We start from the raw sequence: 16,480 nt of genomic DNA, 5'->3' as shown, positions 1-16,480 counted from the left end.
CAGGACCTGCGTCAGGTCCGCAGCCCCGGCGCCTCGTGCCCGGTCCTCTCCACATATTCGGTATAGCCGCCGCCATAGGTGTGGATGCCTTCTGGCGTCAGTTCCAGCACGCGGTTGGAGAGTGCGGCCAGGAAATGGCGGTCGTGCGAGACGAACAGCATGGTGCCTTCGTATTGCGACAGCGCCGTGATCAGCATCTCCTTGGTCGCGATGTCGAGGTGGTTGGTCGGCTCGTCGAGCACCAGAAGATTGGGCGGATCGAACAGCATCAGCGCCATCACCAGGCGCGCCTTTTCGCCGCCTGACAGAACCCGGCATTTCTTCTCGATCTCGTCGCCGGAAAAGCCGAAGCAGCCGGCGAGTGCCCTGAGCGGCGCCTGGCCGGCTTGCGGAAACGCGTCCTCCAGCGTCTGGAACACGGTGCGTTCGCCCTCCAACACCTCCATGGCGTGCTGGGCGAAATAGCCCATTTTCACACTCGGCCCCCGAGCAACTGTGCCGGCATCCGGGTCAGACGCGCCGGCCACCAGCTTCAGCAGTGTCGACTTGCCGGCGCCGTTGACGCCCATGATGCACCAGCGCTCGCGGCGGCGGACCTGGAAGTCCAGCCCCTCATAGATCGAGCGGCTGCCATAGCCCTTGTGGACGTTCTTCAGCGTCACGACATCCTCGCCGCAGCGCGGCGCCGGCTGAAAATCGAAATTCACGATCTGACGGCGCTTGGGCGGCTCGACACGATCGATCTTGTCGAGCTTCTTCACCCGGCTCTGCACCTGGGCGGCGTGTGACGCCCGCGCCTTGAAGCGCTCGATGAAAGCGATCTCCTTGGCCAGCATGGCCTGCTGGCGCTCGAACTGCGCCTGCTGCTGCTTGTCGGCGATCGCCCGCTGCTGCTGGTAGAATTCGTAATTGCCGGAATAGGCGGTGAGCGAACCGGCGTCGATCTCGACCACCTTGTTGACGATGCGGTTCATGAACTCGCGGTCGTGCGAGGTCATCAGCAGCGCGCCCTCATAACCTTTCAGGAACTGCTCCAGCCAGATCAGGCTTTCGAGATCGAGATGGTTGGACGGTTCGTCGAGCAGCATGACGTCGGGCCGCATCAACAGGATGCGGGCCAGCGCCACGCGCATCTTCCAGCCGCCGGACAGCTTGCCGACATCGCCATCCATCATTTCCTGGCTGAAGCCCAGGCCGTCCAGCACTTCGCGGGCGCGGCCATCGAGCGCATAGCCGTCGAGCTCTTCGAAACGATGCTGCGCCTCACCGTACTTCTCGATGACCTCCTCCATCCGGTCGGCCTGTTCGGGGTCGGCCATGGCCGCCTCGAGTTCGGCCATTTCGGCCGCCACGTCGCTGACCGGCCCGGCGCCGTTCATCACTTCGGCCACAGCACTATGGCCCGCCATGTCGCCGACATCCTGGCTGAAATAGCCGATGGTGACGCCGCGATCGACCTGCACCTGGCCCTCGTCGGGCTGCTCCTGGCCGGTGATCATGCGAAACAGCGTCGTCTTGCCGGCGCCGTTCGGCCCGACAAGGCCGACCTTCTCGCCCTTCTGTAGCGAGGCCGAGGCCTCGATGAAGACAAGCTGGCGGCCGTTCTGCTTGCTGATGCTTTCAAGACGGATCATGAGGCGGTCCGGGGGAGTTGGTGCAAAGTTGAGGGATTTGCCCGGGGCCATACGCGAATGAGCGCAAGGAGGAAAGAGGCAGAAGCGCCACAGATGGTGGCGAGGACCCGTCATCGCGCCCGAAACAAAAATCCAGCGATTGTCGAAAACCGCCCTCGCGGAACGACATTGGCACGGCGGCCTGCATGGCCCCCAAACAGCGACACCAACAGGCAGGAATATGACGATGGCCAAGATGCTCGTGATCTACAAAACCCCGGCTGATCCGGAGGCGTTCGACCGGCACTATTTCGAGGTTCATGTGCCGCTGGCCAAGAAGCTTCCCGGACTGCGGCGCTACGACATCAGCAGGCGGCCCATCATCAAGCGCTCGGCGGGCGAGATTCCGTATCTGGTCGGGACACTCTATTTCGACAGCCTCGCCGATATGCAGAGCGCATTTGCCACCGAAATCGGCATTGCCTGCGCCGCTGACCGGCGTATACTCGCCCCAGGAGACGATGACTTGACGATGCTCCTGTTCGACGTCGACCAAGTGTGAATCTTAGCCGATCTCGGAGTGGAACGAAGGAGCCGCGCCGAAGCGGACGACGTTACTTCGCGTCGTGGAAGATGATTCCCACCGTATGCCGCCTGCCGGAGCGCAGGCGGCTGACGCCGTGCCTGAGGTTGACGCGGTAATGGCCTTTCGTGCCTTGCACCGGGCGGTTGTGGACAGCAAAGATCACCGCATCGCCCCGGGTCAGCGGCACCACTTCGGCACGGCTTTGCATGCGCGGGCGCTGTTCGGTCAGGACGAATTCGCCGCCGGTGAAATCCTCGCCGGGCTGCGACAACAGGATCGCCACCTGCAGGGGAAAAGCGAGATCGCCGTAGAGGTCCTGATGGAGGCAGTTGAAGTCGCCGGGGCCATATTGCAGGAGAAGCGGCGTCGGCCGCGTTTGGCCGCTTTCGTGGCAAAGCTGGAGGAAGGCGGCGTGGTCATCGGGATAGCGCCGTGCCGCGCCCATGCGTTCGTTCCAGTCGTTGGCGACGCCGGCCAGCCTGGGATAGAGCGCGGTGCGCAGGCCACCGACCAGATCCGGCACGGATAGCGGAAATAGCGGTACTCGCCCTTGCCGAAGCCATGGCGGGCCATCACCACATGGCTGCGGAAATGGTCCTCATGCGGATAGAGACCGGCGATCTCGGTGCACTCCTCGGGTGAAAGCAGCGCCGGCATGACGGTGCTGCCGTGGCTGTTCAGTTCGCCGATCAGAGCACTCCAGTCCTGCGCTGCGACGCGCGCTTCGGCCGAATGGGCTGCGCGTTTGGTGCTTATCGAATGGATGGTCATCGATGCCTCCTTTGATGTGATCAAAGTGGGGCGAACGGCGGGCGTGAACCACCCGATTGCTGCGGAGGTGAAGCGCGATCTTCCCCTTCGCCCCCTGTGGGAGAAGGGAAAACGCGCTTCACCGCTTGCGATACACCTCCAGCTCCGGGTCGAGATCAACGCGCACCGCATTCGTGAACAAGCAGGTCGCCACCATGACGCCGGCGAAGGCGACGAGGTTGACCAGCAGTGTGTCGTCGTAGCGAGCCTTGATTGCCGCCCAGACATCGTCGGGAACGGCGTTGGCATCGGCGGCGACTGCCTTGCCAAATTCGATCAGCAACGCCTCGTCGGAAGTTGGCTGGATTGCCTCGGGATCAAGGCCACCATCGATCAGCGCGCGGCGGAAGAAGGTAAGCGGTATCTCGGCGCGGCATCTCTCGGAGACCGCCAGCGACAACAGCCAGATGGCGCGGTCGTCGAGCGTGGGCTTGAGCAGATCGCGCAGGGCGAACCATTCGGCATAGATGCGGTGGGCCGCCGGTGAATGCAGCAGGATGCGCTTCATGTTGGTCATGCGCCCGCGCAGGCCAAGTTCCCTGTCGTGCTCGGCGCGGATCTCTTGCGATGCCGAGGCGTAGTCGATCGGCGGGATCATGGCCATGGGACGGTCCTTGGTTGGTGGTAGGGAGGCATTCTGCGACACCCTCACCCAAGCGTCGTATGCAAGTGCGGCGCGGCGCGCAGCGTGTTGGACACCGTGCAGGTCGCTTCGGCGTCCTCGACGATCCGCTGCTTGGTCGCAGCGTCGAGATCGCCTGAGATGTCGAGCCTGATATTGAGCCTTTCGACGCGCGACGGCTCGTCCTTGGCCTTCTCGCCGCTGACCTCGGCGCGCACCTCGCCAAGCGCGGCGGCAACCCCGAGGCGCGAGGCGGCGATGCGCGCGCTCAGAACCATGCAGGCGGCGAGCGAGGCGTAGAGCAGGTCGAGCGGATTGAAGCCCGGCGCGCTCACGCCGGTGACTACGTCGACCGCGCCGCCGGTCGGCGTCGTGACAGCCGGCAAGCCGCCGGGCTGCAGCGTCGCCGTCGCGCCGGTGACGCGGGTCCTGACCTTCAACTCAGCCATCGCAAATCCTTCTGGCCGGCAGTCCGGCAAAGGGGTAAGGATCGCCCGTGGCGTGTCCTGTCCCGCTATATGGTATGTCCTGGGCCGATACCGCAACCTCCGCAGAAGCGGCACCCTGTCAGCAATCTTCACCACGCCCGTTCCCTCTCCGCCCTGCCCTGCGGTAGGCTCGCGCGATCCGCAACAGGATCGCGAGAGCCATGATCGTCCAGGCCTGCATCAATGGCGCGCGCGCCGCCGATTTTCACCCCACACTGCCGCTCGACTCCGACGCTATGGCGCGCGACGGGGCGGCTTCGATTGCCGCGGGCGCAGCTGAGCTGCATGTCCATGCCCGCAGCGCGGACCGCCGCGAGAGCCTTGCGCCGGCAGCGATGGATCCGACCATCGCAGGGCTGCGCCGTGCCTGCCCCGGTACGCTGATCGGCGTCTCCACCGGCGCCTGGATCGAGAATGACGATACAAGCACGCTGGTCGCCATCGCCGGCTGGCGCGAATTGCCGGACTATGCCTCGGTCAATCTCAGCGAGGCGGCCGCGCCTATCGTCATGGAGAGCCTGCGGCAGCGCGGCATCGGCATCGAGGCGGGTCTGGCGTCGGTCGCCGACGCCGAGCGGCTGGTCGGCCTCGACCATGGCGGGCGCGTGCTGCGCGTGCTGATCGAGATTTCCGAGCAGACGCTAGACGAGGCTTTTGCGGTCGCCGGCGGCATCGAACAGGTCCTGGAGCGCGCCGGCATTCGCCGTGCCATCCTGCTGCATGGCGAGAACGCGACGGTGTGGCCGTTCGTGCGCCGTGCCGCGGATCGCGACTGGTCGACGCGCGTCGGGCTGGAGGATGGGAAGCATCTGCCGGATGGCACGGTTGCGGCCGGCAATGCCGCGCTGACGGCGGCAGCCGTGGCGATGTTCCAGTCCATTCGATCAGCGTAGCAACAAACTGACCTCTTGCTGTTATTATAAATATCTCGTAGGCTATTTTCATATCAGGAAGAAATTCCACCACATTTTTCTCCTTTATGAAAGCCTTGCCTTTTGCGTGAGCATCTCGATCAAACCGATCGACGGCTGGTAAAGCTGTTGTCGCAGGATGCCCAGCCCGGCATCAACCGGCTCGCCGAGACGATGGCGATCTCGGTGCCGACGGTGCGCTCAAGGTTGCGCAATCTGCTCGACCGCAACCTCTTGAAGATCGTCGGGCTGCTCAATCTGACCGAACGCCCCGAGTTGATCTCGGCCATTGTCGGCATCAACGCTCAGGGACGTGGCCGCGCCCGGGAACTGGCGCAGCGCATTGCCGAACTGCCTTTCGTCAACTCGGCCTCGGTGGTTACCGGGCGCTTCGACATCATCGTCGACGTGACCGTCGCCGGCGATGTCGCCGACCTCTACCGCATCACCAGCGAGCTGATTCCGGGCGCCGGCATTCCCGGGGAAGTCGTGCGCAGCGAAACCTTCGTCGTCATGGCTTCATGCAACAAATGGGTCAGCCTTCCCGAAGGCTGCTGGTCGGAAGAAACACCGTCACGCAAGGAGCCGGCATGAGAATAGCTGTTCTCGGCGGCCTCGGCCTGCAGGGACGGGCGGCCATCGCCGATCTCGTCGCCAGCGCCGGTGTCGAGGAAGTCGTCTGCGTCGATACGTCGGCTGACGGCCCTGCCCGGCTTGCCGGGCTGACCGACCTTTCCCGCGTGCGTTTCGTCATGCCCGAGGGCGCGATCGGTCCGGCGCTTGCCACCGTGCTGGCGGATGTCGACGCCGCCATCGATCTGCTGCCGCAGCCATTGATGCGCGAGGCGGTGCAGGCCGCGATCGCAACGCGCACGCCGCTGGTCACCACCAACTACGGCAAGGCGATTGCCGATCTGGCGCCGGAGGCTGCACAGGCCGGCGTTTCGATCATGACCGAATGCGGGCTCGACCCCGGCATCGACCTCGTGCTCTATGCGCGCGCCGCAAAGCAGTTCTCTACGATTTCTTCGATCGATTCCTATTGCGGCGGCATCCCCGAACCGAAGGCGATGGCCAAGCCGCTCTGCTACAAGGTAAGCTGGAATTTCGACATGGTTCTGGTCAGCCAGAACCGCGACAGCGTGATGATCGAGTATGGCAAGCGCGTCGAAGTGCCGGCCGGCCGACAGCACGACAATGCCTTCATCCACGAGATCGAGGTCGCGGGCCTCGGCCGGCTGGAAGCTTTCCCCAATGGCGACGCTCTGCACTATGTCGAGATGCTGGCAGCCGCCAAGGGATTGCAACGCTCGGGCCGCTATACGCTGCGCTGGCCGGGATGGTCGGCGTTCTGGGCGCCGCTGAAGGAACTCGGCTTCCTCTCCGAAGACAAGGTGCCCGGCACCGGCGCCAGCCCACGCGAATTTCTCGGCCGTCTGCTCGGCCCGCAACTGCAATATGGCGCCGACGAGAAGGACCTTTGCGTGATGCGCAATGTCTTTTCCGGTCTCGAAGGCGGCCGCGCCAAAACGGTGACGTCGGACCTGATCATCGAACGCGACCTGGCATCAGGCCTGTTCGGCATGAGCCTTGGCGTCGGCTATCCCGCCAGCATCGTGGCGCAGATGCTGGCGCGGCGCGAGATCGCCACACCAGGGCTTTTGAACCCGCTGCTGCATGTGCCGGACGGGCCGTTCTTCGACGAGCTGGCCAGGCGTGGCATCAAGGTTGCCGAGACGGTGGCCTGGGACTGAGGATTTTCGAACGGTGGCTGCCGCCGGAAAACGGTGCCGCCGCTCAAAAAACACCCAAAAGGGTGGAATAACAAAGTGGAACAACAACGATAACAGGAGGAATGCCAAATGAAGATTGCCAGACTTTTCATCGCCGGACTTGCGCTTGCGGGCCTGACCGCTGCTGCCAGTGCCGGAACGCTCGACGAGATCACCAAGCGCGGCGAACTGCGCGTCGCGGTACAGACGCAAGGACCTCCCTTCTCGCTGGTCGGCGCGGCCGGCGAGCGCACCGGCAGTTCGGTCGAACTCGCCGAACTGATGGCCAAGGAAATGGGCGTCAAGATCACCTTCCTCGACTATGATTGGGACGGGCTGATCCCGGCGCTGCTTTCGGGCAAGGCCGACCTGCTCGTCGCCGACATGACGCCGACGCTGGCGCGCGGCATGAAGGTCGCCTTCACCACACCTTACATGTATACGGGCAGCACCGTCTTCACCAAGGCCGACAGCAAGTTCAAGACAACCGAGGACTGCAAGGCCAAGGGCACCAAGATCGCCGTGCTGTTAGGCGCCACCGGCGAAAAGGAAGCCAAGAACGCCTTCCCGGATGCCGACATCAAGAGCTACAAGGGCGGCGGCCCGCTGCTGCTCGACGCAGTCAACAACGGCCAGGCCGATTGCGGCGTCAACGACGTCTCGGCGGTCAAGGGTCAGTCGACAGCCTATCCCGCCGGCACCTTCACCATCATGCCGGACCTGTTGTCGAAGGAGCCGCTTGCCTTCGCCACCCGCTACGACGAGCCGGACCTGTTGATCTGGATGAACCTGTTCCTCAACCAGGTCAGCATCGACGGCCGCCTGCAGAAGAACCTCGACTACTGGGTCAATTCCGACGCCTGGAAGAAGGATCACTAAGCAGAGGTAAGCAGGGAGTAGTGAGTAGGAAGTAGTGAATGGTGAATGGTGAATGGCCATTCCGGACGCCCTTCACTGCTCACCACTCACTACTCACTACTGCCCATTCACCATTCACAATTCACCGCCATGCTCGAAAATTTCAGCTTCCGCACCATCGTCGAATATCTGCCGCTGTTCGGGCAGGGTCTGATCACGACCGTGTGGCTGTCGGCGCTGTCTTTTGCGGGCGCGCTGGCCGTCGGCATCGTGCTCGCCGCCATGAACCTGCAGCGCGGCCAGCTGTTTCGCGTGCTGGCCAAGGGCTATATCGATGCCGTGCGCGCCACGCCGTTGCTGGCGCAGCTCTACTTCCTCTATTTCGGCCTGCCGCGTCTCGGCTTCGTCCTGCCCGAGCTCGTCGTCGGCATCATCGCTTTGTCGCTGAACAGCGGCGCCTATGTCGCGGAAATCATCCGCGCCGGCATCCTGTCGATCCCGCGCGGCCAGGTCGAGGCCGGGGTTGCCTCGGGAATGACCTATGTCCAGCGCATGCGCCTGGTCATCCTGCCGCAAGCCTTCAAGGTGACGATCCCGCCGCTGCTCGGCCAGGCGATCGTGCTGGTCAAGGATTCCGCGCTTTTGTCGCTGATCTCGGTTTCCGAACTGACGCGCGCCGGCCAGTTGCTGGCGTCCGACCGCTTCATGCCGGCGGAAGGCTTTCTCACCATCGCCGCTTTCTATCTGCTGCTCTATTACTGCCTCAAAGGACTGGCGGGGCTGTCCAGTCGGTGGCTCGGTCTGCAGCCGGCAAGGAGCAGCACATGATCTGGCAACAGCTGCAAAGCCTGGCCGGCAGCTACCCCCTCGCCTTGCGCGGCCTTGGCATGACCGTGATGCTGTCGGCGATCAGCCTGGTGCTGGGCACGCTGCTTGGCTTCGGCCTCGGCATATTGCGCACCGGCGGCAACCGGCTGATCTCGAGCGTGATCGGGGCCTGGGTCGACCTGATCCGCGGCACGCCGTTCCTGGTGCAGATCTTCCTGATCTTCTTCATCCTGCCGGAATTCGGCATCGAGCTCGATGCCTTCACCGCCGGCATCATCGCGCTCACCAACCTCGCCGCGTGCTTCATCTGCGAGATCGTCGCCGCCGGCATCCGCTCGGTGCCGACCGGCCAGGTTGAGGCAGCTCTGGCGTCTGGCCTGTCGCGCTGGCAACGCATGCGCCAGGTGGTGCTGCCGCAGGCGATGCGCATCGTGCTGCCGCCGCTGGTCGGGCAATATGTACTCTTGATCAAGGATTCCTCCGTCGTCTCGGCGATCGGGCTGACCGACCTCACCCGCGTCGGCTGGCTTGTGGTGCAGCGTGTGCCCAACGGCCTGCTGGTCTTCTTCCTGGTCGGCGTCGGCTATTTCGTCGTCTGCTATCCGCTGATCATGCTCGCCCGCCGGTTGGAGCGACGCATGGGCGCGGCGCATGGCGAGGTGCAGCTGTGACATCGAACCCCAAAGGGCTGACCGCCATGACCAATCCGAGCCCGACCAAACCAAACCTGACCGAAACGGGCATGATCGACTTTCGCGGCGTCAACAAATGGTTCGGCTCGCTCAATGTGCTGAAGGACATCACGCTCAGCGTCGAGCCGCGCGAAGTGGTCGTCGTCTGCGGCCCAAGTGGTTCGGGCAAGTCGACGCTGATCCGCTGCATCAACGGCCTGGAAGCGATCAAGGATGGCGACCTCGTCGTCGACGGCCAGCGCCTCGGCGACCCCGCCACCAACATGACGCAGTTGCGCACCGAGATCGGCTTCGTCTTCCAGTCGTTCAACCTCTACCCGCACAAGACGGCGCTGGAAAACGTCACGCTGGCACCGATCCATGTGCGCAAGATCCCCCGCGCCGAGGCCGAGCAGGCCGGGCGCGACTTGCTGGCCAAGGTCGGCCTCGCTGACAAGGTCAATGCATACCCGTCACAGTTGTCCGGCGGCCAGCAGCAGCGTGTGGCCATCGCACGCTGCCTCGGCATGCGCCCCAAGATCATGCTGTTTGACGAACCGACCTCGGCGCTCGATCCCGAGATGATTTCCGAAGTGCTCGACGTCATGGTCGCGGTGGCCGAGGAAGGCATGACCATGATGGTGGTAACGCACGAAATGGGCTTTGCCCGCAAGGTGGCGCAGCGCGTGGTGTTCATGGACGCCGGCGCCATCGTCGAAAGCGGCACGCCGGAGGCGTTTTTCTCCGACCCGAAGACCGACCGCAGCCGGGCTTTTCTAAGCAAGATTCTAAGGCATTAGAGTTTAGCCAAAGCCGGTCGTCCGAAAGGCCGCGGGGCAGGAACTGTCGACGCACAGCGCCAAAAAAACGAGCCGCCGGTAGAGTGGATCGGCTACGTTTAGGTCTCCGGCTACGCCTCTGGTCCTTCCACGTGCCGTCCAGAACCTTCGCGCGTGGTCGATAGAGCCGTACCATCCAGTTCCAGCCGGGCCACCATCGGCTGTACGGTCAAGCCACCGGCGCCGCGCCGCGCCGCTCGAGCGCGGTCCTGCGGATGATTTCCGCGATCTCCGGGCTGCTGCTGCACAGCATCTGGAAATCCGCCGCGTGCAGCGACAGGAGTGAGACCGAAGTTGCGGCAGTGACGGTCGCCATACGCGGTTCGCCGCTGATCAGCGCCATCTCGCCGAAGAAGGCGCCAGGGCCAAGCTCCACCGGGTTCGGCGTCGCGACGCTGACGCGGCCCTCCACGACGAAGAACATCCGATCGCCGGTCTCGCCGCTGCGGCAGATCACGGCGCCCGCCGGCACCGTGCGGGGTCTTAACGCGCGCACGATCTCGACCAGCGTGGCCGGGCCAAGCTTCTGAAACAACGGAACGCCGGCAATCAATTGCCAATTGCGGACGAAATCCTCGCGACGGACTTCTTGATAAAAGCCGGAGGCAAGAATGCCGGCCCAGAGCCCGAAGATGCCGATGCCACACATCATGACAGCCCCGGCAAGGACGCGGCCGGCGAAGCTTTGCGGAATGTCGTCGCCGTAGCCGGTAGTGGACAGCGTGACCACCGCCCACCACATTGTCTCGGGGATGCTGCCGAACTTTTCCGGTTGGACGTCGCGCTCGATGACATAGGCCGCGAGTGCGACACCGAACAGAACCAGGCCGAAGACCGTGGTGACGCCGACCAGGTTGCGCGCTTCGTTGGCCAGAACCCTGCCAAGCAGCGGGAAGAAGGTCGAGTCGCGCAGCGGCTTCAGCAGCCAGACAGCACAGTAGAGGCTCCGGTCGGGCGTGCCGTCGAGCAGAAATGCGGCGACTGGAACCAAAACCGCGAGCACATCGATCGCGATTGCCGGCGTCCTGTCCCTGAGGTCTCCCGCCCAGCGCTTGAGCAGGGTCTCGGCCATCTGCAGAAGATAGGCGGCCCAAATGACAGCGAGCACGGCAGCCAGAGCCAGTCTGCTTCGTCCGGACATGTTCGGCATCGTGAGCGCAGCCACCGCCAGAAGCCCAGGCGCAGCGAGCACCGCATTTAGCGGTGCGTAGATTCTCAGAAAAGGCAGTACCGACATTCTATCCCACCAGCGGCCACTGTGCTCCAGAATAGAGGCCTTCCGGGCAAGCGCAAAGGGTGCTTTGCGATCGCAAGATCAGGTCACGCCAATGGCTTTCGGGCGCCGCTATCGGCGCTCCACGGTCGCACCGCAGGCGACGGATCAGCTCGGGAGCCGCCACATTCGCACGCGACCCGCACCGCGCAATTCCGTTTCATCGAGTGGGTCGCAAGCAAATTTCGGTCCAAGCAGTTGGTAAGTTGCATCGGAAATACGGATTTCATCGGGCTCCGCGGACGTTTGAATACGTGAGGCGAGATTAACGGTCTCACCCCACAGGTCATAGGCGAACCGCCTCTTGCCTATGACACCGGCGACGATCGGTCCTGAGTGAATTCCAATTCTCAGCCTTATCGGTTCTCCTGCGAAGCGTTCCCGCCTTACCGCCTTGCGCAGCTCAATCGCATAGCGCGTGAGGGCTTTTGCATGATCGGATCGCGCGGTGGGCAAGCCAGAGACCACCATCACACAATCGCCGATTGTCTTGATTTTTTCGCAGCCGTATCGTTCCGAGAGCCGGTCCGCCGCCCTGAAGAAGTAATTTAAAATAGCGAGCGTCGTCACGGCTCCGACGCTTCGCGCTCTTTCGGTAAAGCCGACGATGTCGGCAAAAAGCACACTCACCTCCGCGTGGTTGTCGGCAATTTTCTTTTGCGCTTTCAACCGCTCCGCGATGGATGCCGGAAGAATGTTGAGGAGCAGGGTTTCGGCGCGCTGGTATTCACGCGCCAATCCCTCCTGGCTCTTTCTCAGTGCCTCGTTCGTCGATTGCAATTTTTCGTTGAGTTGACGCTCCCTCTCTTGCAGGAGCGTCATTTCATAGGCCTTCTGTTGAAGCCGCTGCCTGTTGTCTCGTTCGGCAGTGGCGTCCAGAAAAAGCAGCCACACGCACGCATTGTCAGCAAAAAAATGAAGGTCGGCGACACGCCCGCCGGGCAGTTCGATCATGTCCATGCGAAACGGAAGCTCCGGGCAAGGCAGCAAACCTTCCATGAATTCAAGCTGCCCCGCAACAGGCTTGCCGATGCGAAGCGATGACAGCCCGTAATGTTCAACATTACCGCCCTTGGCAGCTATGCAAAGCTCAGCGTCGATTTTCAGATAAGCGACAGCGTGCCCGTCGAAGAAGAAATTGAAAAACCAATTTCTGACTTCTTTTGGCAATTCATGCATGGTCTATTTGGTGACCATCAAGGCAAGTTGACGAAAGGCGTCATCGACCTGCTCGCCCGAAAGCGCACTTGTTAGATAGATTTGCCATCCACGTTGCCTCAACTCGTTGATCTCACCATCCGATATCGCCCACCGATCGGCCAGATCGGACTTGTTGAACAGCAATACGAACGGCATGGCGCCGAATTCGGCCTCGACCCGTTCGCGCAGCGTGAGTGCCACGGCAAGAGTAGCAGCGCGGGTTCCATCGACGACTAGCACGAGCCCGGTTGCACCTCGAACATAGCTGACGCGGAATGAGCCGATATCGTCTTCGCCGGCCAAATCCCACAAAATCAGATCTACGGTTTTGTCCGGGAGCGCGACGCTCTTCTTGTCGATTTTCACTCCAACGGTGGTCAAGTAGGTTTCTGAGAAGATGCTCTGCACAAACCTGCGGACCAGACTCGTCTTTCCGACAGCGAAACCGCCCAGCATGCAGATCTTTTTTTGCAACATGTTGGGCTCCGCTAGTCCAGGTTTACGGTAATCGAAACCCGGCGATTGGTGGAGCTACCGGTTAGACTGTTTTCAGGTACAGCCGGCTCGAAAGTGCCCGCGCCCCGAACCAGCAGCAATTCGGGAGCGACGCCCCGCTTGTTGAGAAGCGCACGAACTGTCTCGGCGCGGGCGGCGCTGATCGACGCGTTGGCCGTCTCACGGCCCGTGGTGTCCGAATGCCCGGTCAACATGAACCGCGCCGTTACGCCGGAATTGCGGGCACTCTGGGCGAATTCCTTTATTTGATCCGCCAACCTGTCGAGAACCGGCGTCTGCTCCGGTCCCGGCACAACCTTGCCGGAAGAGAAGAAAATATCGGTCGTCTGGATGGCCTGCCTCAAATGATTAAGTTCTGCAAGGTTCAGCTCACGCAGTTGCGAGACATCCAGAACCACTCCGTCCGCCGAAAGTTGTTCAGCGGCGGCCCGCGCCCGGTTGATCCAACCGGCAGGAGCCTCACCCACGGCCACGATGCGACCCTGGATGATCGAGAGCTGAACGGTTTTCGGCGGGGACAGCGCCGCCGTCAGCCGCTTCACCACAAACTTCGGATCAAGGCTCTGATAGAATTGCCACTGTGCATGAACGCGGGCAGGATCAACGTCCGTTCCGGACAGCAGGGCTTGCGGGTCGGCGGCAAGCGGGTCTCTCAAGCCGGAAATGTAGAAATGTCCGCCCCTCGCGCTTTGTTGGGCGACGATGATTCCCGATTGGGCCTCAAGTCGCGACACATAATACTGCCAGTGCTCCGCCGCGCGTGCTTCGGGGCTCACGTCACGAACCTTGGAGATGTCGAATTCGGGTCCGCCTGCCGAAAGCTGCCGGGCCGCCGCGCGCGCGCGATCGATCCAGGTGTCGGGAGCCTCACCCTCGGCAACGATGCGATCATCGACGATCGAAAGTCGTACTGTTTCCGGCGGATACAGTGACGCCGTCAGCCGCTTCAGCACGAACTCCGGCTCAAGGCTCTGATAGAACTGCCACTGCGCATGAACCCGGGCGGGATCGACCTCTGTTCCCGACAACAGCGACTGCGGATCGGCGCCAAGCGGGTCTCGCAGGCCGGCAATATAGAATTGGCCGTCGCTTATCTTTTGGTCTGCAACGATGATGCCCGGCTGGGTCTCCAGTCGCGACACATAAGCCTGCCAGCGCTGCGCCGCGCGCACTTCGGGGCTTACGTCACGAACCCCCGAGATGTCGAAGACCGGCCCGCCTGCCGAAAGCTGCTGGGCCGCCGCGCGCGCCCGGCTGATCCAGGTGTCGGGAGCCTCACCCTCGGCGACGACGCGACCATCGACGATCGAAAATCGCACTGAATCCGGCGGAGCCAGCGACGCCGTCAGCCGCTTCAGCACGAACTCCGGCTCGAGGCTCTGATAGAATTGCCATTGCGAATGAACCCCGGCCGGATCGACTCCCGTGCCTGACAACAGCGACTGCGGGTCGACGGCAAGCGGGTCCCTCAGGCCGGCAATATAGAACTGGCCATCGCGTACCTGCTGTTCGGCAACGATGATGCCCGGCTGGGCCTCCACTCGCGACACGTAAGCCTGCCAGCGCGACACGTAAGCCTGCCAGCGCTGCGCTGATTGCCAGGAAAGAAAGTACCAAACGCCTGCCAGACTCAAGAGCAACAGGGCAACGGCCGCCACCAGCCACGGAAATCCGTCGTTTGATTCCTCTTGCTTGAGCTCGACGCAGGTCTGCAACTGCGCCTCTACGGAGGCCAGCTGCGAACCGTCGCCGTCGAACTGCTCTAAAGCCTCTGAGGATTGCTCATGGATGCGAAGCAACACATCGCGAACGATTTCATGCAACTCCTCCGGCGGATTTCCCCGGATCACCGAAACCAGGGTCGCAAACGGTCCAACTTCCGACCAGAGACGAAGCTCGCCGAAACGGATTGTGTCCAGGCCGCTCTGCTCTTTCTCGTTAAATGAGTCTTTTACAAAATCCTGAATCGCACTGAGCATCGAAGAAATGAGCTGAGGATCTTCGCTCGTTGCATTGTCGGCCGTTACATGCGTTATCAAAAGGCCGGAATTCCGATGAATGAGAAACGCATGTTCCACACGGTAGACAAGGGAATGCTTCAGAACAACTGCCGAGAAGCTTGCCCCTGTTCTCCAGGCTTCAAGTCTCCACTTGAGCCCGTGCCAGGTGAATATGTGCCTTAGAGTTTCATTCAGCGACTGAAAGGTCTGGTCGATCTTTTCGCCGATCGACTTGCGAATTGCCGGCAGAAACACCGGGTACAATATGTCCGTCAGCGTGCGCGGGCTCTTCTGGATCGACCGTTGCACAGCCCGTTCGACAGCTGGCGCAAGCGCCTCGCCGAGTTGCGCGTAAGGCGCTCGTCCGGCAGCACTGGGAAGAACGTCGCCCACGGCCGCCGCAAGCTGCTCGGGTTCGTCGAGCAGATGCGTGACGCGTGAAAGCTCGGAGATTTCGCGGCTGACCAGCAACTGCCGCAGCGTTTCCATGCGCGGATCGGCGGTTGGAACCGCCTCGAACTGCGCACGGTAGTCCGGATCAACGTTCCGGGCAATTTCGATCAAAAGACGAGCCAGAGCCTCGCGATCAATCTCTGTATCGTTCGAGGCTGTTCTTTGCGGAAGGTTGAATGGGTCGACGGTGGACGTCAAGGTCCCATCAACTCACTTTCCAGCTACGGTCCGAGTTGCTCTTGCTCCCGACGGGATCCTGATTGAGACACTTTGCAACCTCGACAAACAGGCCAGCCAAAAGATTTCGGTCGGTCTTGACGTTGCTGAGGTCGGCAAACATCTTCTCGATCAGCATCTGAACGCCTTCATTCTTCTGCTTGATTTCCTCACGCAGCAAATGATCGTTTCGATTTATCCGGTCCGAAACATCGCGCTCGAGCGCGCTTAACTGATCCGACAACGTGCGCACCTGCTTTTCAAGAGCCTGGTTTTGCTCGCGAAGATTCCGGTCGATCTCCTTGTCGGCATCGGCTCGTGAATCTTTTTCGCTCCGCAATTGCCCTGCAAGCGAATCGATCTGCTTCTTTGCATTCGACTCGTACATTTCGAGATTGCGCTTGGCCTCGGATTCAACATCCTTGAAGCGCTGCAACACCCGTTCTTCAAGCTTGGAAAAGCGGCGGTCATAGTCCTGCATCTGGTTGCCGAACAGCAGGTCACGGATCTTGTCGACACCGACGGCGTCGCCGGCGGTTCCGTTTTCGCGGGCCTGAACTCCCATGAAGTTCAGCCCGTTTCCTTCTGTGTTACCTATCAGATTTACGTCCGCCTTCTTTTCTGAAGAAGCGGAATTCGAAGATTCCTTAGCCATCCATATACCCCCATTGAACACATGCCGTCAGGTAAGCATGTCAGCAATCGGGCCGCAAGCCGGATTCGTCTTGACTTATGCCTATTCATGGGGCAGCCGAGCGCGATGGCTAACGGCCCGGCAATGGCAATCAGGGGCGATGCCCTCTTGAAGGCGCGGAGCGTGCGGA

Annotated in this window: 16 protein-coding genes and 1 pseudogene; 8 read left to right on the top strand and 9 right to left on the bottom strand. The window is 62.0% G+C overall.

Features of this window, described 5'->3' with window-relative positions; all coding sequences use genetic code 11:
- Positions 1-11: 11 nt before the first annotated feature.
- Positions 12-1,634: an ABC-F family ATP-binding cassette domain-containing protein gene (locus NKI61_RS16975; RefSeq protein ID WP_023705196.1), complete on the bottom strand. Its 1,623-nt coding sequence runs from the start codon at positions 1,632-1,634 to the stop codon at positions 12-14.
- 226 nt (positions 1,635-1,860) lie between these two features.
- On the opposite strand from NKI61_RS16975, the gene NKI61_RS16970 reads away from it, so the two are divergent.
- Positions 1,861-2,175, top strand: coding sequence for an EthD family reductase (locus NKI61_RS16970; RefSeq protein ID WP_023705197.1), 315 nt, complete (start codon positions 1,861-1,863; stop codon positions 2,173-2,175).
- Positions 2,176-2,227: 52 nt separating this feature from the next.
- On the opposite strand, the pseudogene NKI61_RS16965 reads toward NKI61_RS16970, so the two are convergent.
- The 3 genes and pseudogenes from NKI61_RS16965 to NKI61_RS16955 form a co-directional block, all read right to left on the bottom strand.
- Positions 2,228-2,970: pseudogene (locus NKI61_RS16965) on the bottom strand (2OG-Fe(II) oxygenase).
- A 118-nt stretch (positions 2,971-3,088) separates the two neighbouring features.
- Positions 3,089-3,613 (bottom strand): carboxymuconolactone decarboxylase family protein, encoded by a 525-nt coding sequence (locus NKI61_RS16960; protein WP_023742360.1) that lies wholly within the window; start codon positions 3,611-3,613, stop codon positions 3,089-3,091.
- A 44-nt stretch (positions 3,614-3,657) separates the two neighbouring features.
- Positions 3,658-4,080: an OsmC family protein gene (locus NKI61_RS16955; protein ID WP_352840109.1), complete on the bottom strand. Its 423-nt coding sequence runs from the start codon at positions 4,078-4,080 to the stop codon at positions 3,658-3,660.
- A gap of 200 nt (positions 4,081-4,280) precedes the next feature.
- Between NKI61_RS16955 and NKI61_RS16950 the strand changes: the two genes are divergently transcribed.
- The 7 genes from NKI61_RS16950 to NKI61_RS16920 all read left to right on the top strand — a co-directional run bounded on the left by NKI61_RS16950 (position 4,281) and on the right by NKI61_RS16920 (position 9,959).
- Positions 4,281-5,012: a 3-keto-5-aminohexanoate cleavage protein gene (locus NKI61_RS16950; RefSeq protein WP_023705201.1), complete on the top strand. Its 732-nt coding sequence runs from the start codon at positions 4,281-4,283 to the stop codon at positions 5,010-5,012.
- A 102-nt stretch (positions 5,013-5,114) separates the two neighbouring features.
- A complete protein-coding gene (locus tag NKI61_RS16945; RefSeq protein WP_023670324.1) occupies positions 5,115-5,624 on the top strand; it encodes an Lrp/AsnC family transcriptional regulator in 510 nt (169 codons plus the stop codon).
- Complete coding sequence (locus tag NKI61_RS16940) at positions 5,621-6,784, top strand: saccharopine dehydrogenase family protein (RefSeq protein ID WP_023705202.1); 1,164 nt, start codon at positions 5,621-5,623, stop codon at positions 6,782-6,784. Before NKI61_RS16945 ends, NKI61_RS16940 begins: the two co-directional genes overlap by 4 nt.
- A 108-nt stretch (positions 6,785-6,892) precedes the next feature.
- Complete coding sequence (locus tag NKI61_RS16935; protein ID WP_023705203.1) at positions 6,893-7,681, top strand: ABC transporter substrate-binding protein; 789 nt, start codon at positions 6,893-6,895, stop codon at positions 7,679-7,681.
- A gap of 129 nt (positions 7,682-7,810) precedes the next feature.
- Positions 7,811-8,488: an amino acid ABC transporter permease gene (locus NKI61_RS16930; protein WP_023695534.1), complete on the top strand. Its 678-nt coding sequence runs from the start codon at positions 7,811-7,813 to the stop codon at positions 8,486-8,488.
- A complete protein-coding gene (locus NKI61_RS16925) occupies positions 8,485-9,159 on the top strand; it encodes an amino acid ABC transporter permease (protein ID WP_023684787.1) in 675 nt (224 codons plus the stop codon). The genes NKI61_RS16930 and NKI61_RS16925 overlap by 4 nt, the downstream gene beginning before the upstream one ends.
- Positions 9,160-9,230: 71 nt before the next feature.
- Entirely contained in the window at positions 9,231-9,959 is a 729-nt protein-coding gene (locus NKI61_RS16920) for an amino acid ABC transporter ATP-binding protein (protein WP_023670319.1), read from the top strand.
- Positions 9,960-10,167: 208 nt separating this feature from the next.
- On the opposite strand, the gene NKI61_RS16915 is transcribed toward NKI61_RS16920, so the two are convergent.
- The 5 genes from NKI61_RS16915 to NKI61_RS16895 form a co-directional block, all read right to left on the bottom strand.
- Positions 10,168-11,235, bottom strand: coding sequence for a cyclic nucleotide-gated potassium channel (locus NKI61_RS16915; RefSeq protein ID WP_023684786.1), 1,068 nt, complete (start codon positions 11,233-11,235; stop codon positions 10,168-10,170).
- Positions 11,236-11,379: 144 nt separating this feature from the next.
- Entirely contained in the window at positions 11,380-12,450 is a 1,071-nt protein-coding gene (locus tag NKI61_RS16910) for an adenylate/guanylate cyclase domain-containing protein (RefSeq protein WP_023747873.1), read from the bottom strand.
- Between the two features lie 3 nt (positions 12,451-12,453).
- A complete protein-coding gene (locus NKI61_RS16905; RefSeq protein ID WP_023670316.1) occupies positions 12,454-12,948 on the bottom strand; it encodes a Rab family GTPase in 495 nt (164 codons plus the stop codon).
- Between the two features lie 11 nt (positions 12,949-12,959).
- Positions 12,960-15,638, bottom strand: a complete 2,679-nt coding sequence (locus NKI61_RS16900) for an OmpA family protein (protein ID WP_023747874.1) — start codon at positions 15,636-15,638, stop codon at positions 12,960-12,962.
- A gap of 7 nt (positions 15,639-15,645) precedes the next feature.
- Positions 15,646-16,311 (bottom strand): hypothetical protein, encoded by a 666-nt coding sequence (locus NKI61_RS16895; RefSeq protein ID WP_023670314.1) that lies wholly within the window; start codon positions 16,309-16,311, stop codon positions 15,646-15,648.
- Positions 16,312-16,480 lie beyond the last annotated feature (169 nt).

Source organism: Mesorhizobium sp. M0514 (assembly GCF_040321145.1).
Lineage (GTDB): Bacteria > Pseudomonadota > Alphaproteobacteria > Rhizobiales > Rhizobiaceae > Mesorhizobium.
Note: the sequence above shows the minus strand (reverse complement) of the source record. Positions and strands in the feature narration are given on the sequence as shown.

Excerpts from the sequence above, each read along its gene's own strand:
- NKI61_RS16975 (WP_023705196.1), bottom strand. The coding sequence starts at position 1,634 with ATGATCCGTCTTGAAAGCATCAGCAAGCAGAACGGCCGCCAGCTTGTC.
- NKI61_RS16905 (WP_023670316.1), bottom strand. The coding sequence starts at position 12,948 with ATGTTGCAAAAAAAGATCTGCATGCTGGGCGGTTTCGCTGTCGGAAAG.
- NKI61_RS16920 (WP_023670319.1), top strand. The coding sequence starts at position 9,231 with ATGATCGACTTTCGCGGCGTCAACAAATGGTTCGGCTCGCTCAATGTG.
- NKI61_RS16950 (WP_023705201.1), top strand. The coding sequence starts at position 4,281 with ATGATCGTCCAGGCCTGCATCAATGGCGCGCGCGCCGCCGATTTTCAC.
- NKI61_RS16910 (WP_023747873.1), bottom strand. The coding sequence starts at position 12,450 with ATGCATGAATTGCCAAAAGAAGTCAGAAATTGGTTTTTCAATTTCTTC.
- NKI61_RS16925 (WP_023684787.1), top strand. The coding sequence starts at position 8,485 with ATGATCTGGCAACAGCTGCAAAGCCTGGCCGGCAGCTACCCCCTCGCC.
- NKI61_RS16940 (WP_023705202.1), top strand. The coding sequence starts at position 5,621 with ATGAGAATAGCTGTTCTCGGCGGCCTCGGCCTGCAGGGACGGGCGGCC.
- NKI61_RS16915 (WP_023684786.1), bottom strand. The coding sequence starts at position 11,235 with ATGTCGGTACTGCCTTTTCTGAGAATCTACGCACCGCTAAATGCGGTG.
- NKI61_RS16895 (WP_023670314.1), bottom strand. The coding sequence starts at position 16,311 with ATGGCTAAGGAATCTTCGAATTCCGCTTCTTCAGAAAAGAAGGCGGAC.
- NKI61_RS16930 (WP_023695534.1), top strand. The coding sequence starts at position 7,811 with ATGCTCGAAAATTTCAGCTTCCGCACCATCGTCGAATATCTGCCGCTG.
- NKI61_RS16955 (WP_352840109.1), bottom strand. The coding sequence starts at position 4,080 with ATGGCTGAGTTGAAGGTCAGGACCCGCGTCACCGGCGCGACGGCGACG.
- NKI61_RS16970 (WP_023705197.1), top strand. The coding sequence starts at position 1,861 with ATGGCCAAGATGCTCGTGATCTACAAAACCCCGGCTGATCCGGAGGCG.
- NKI61_RS16960 (WP_023742360.1), bottom strand. The coding sequence starts at position 3,613 with ATGGCCATGATCCCGCCGATCGACTACGCCTCGGCATCGCAAGAGATC.
- NKI61_RS16935 (WP_023705203.1), top strand. The coding sequence starts at position 6,893 with ATGAAGATTGCCAGACTTTTCATCGCCGGACTTGCGCTTGCGGGCCTG.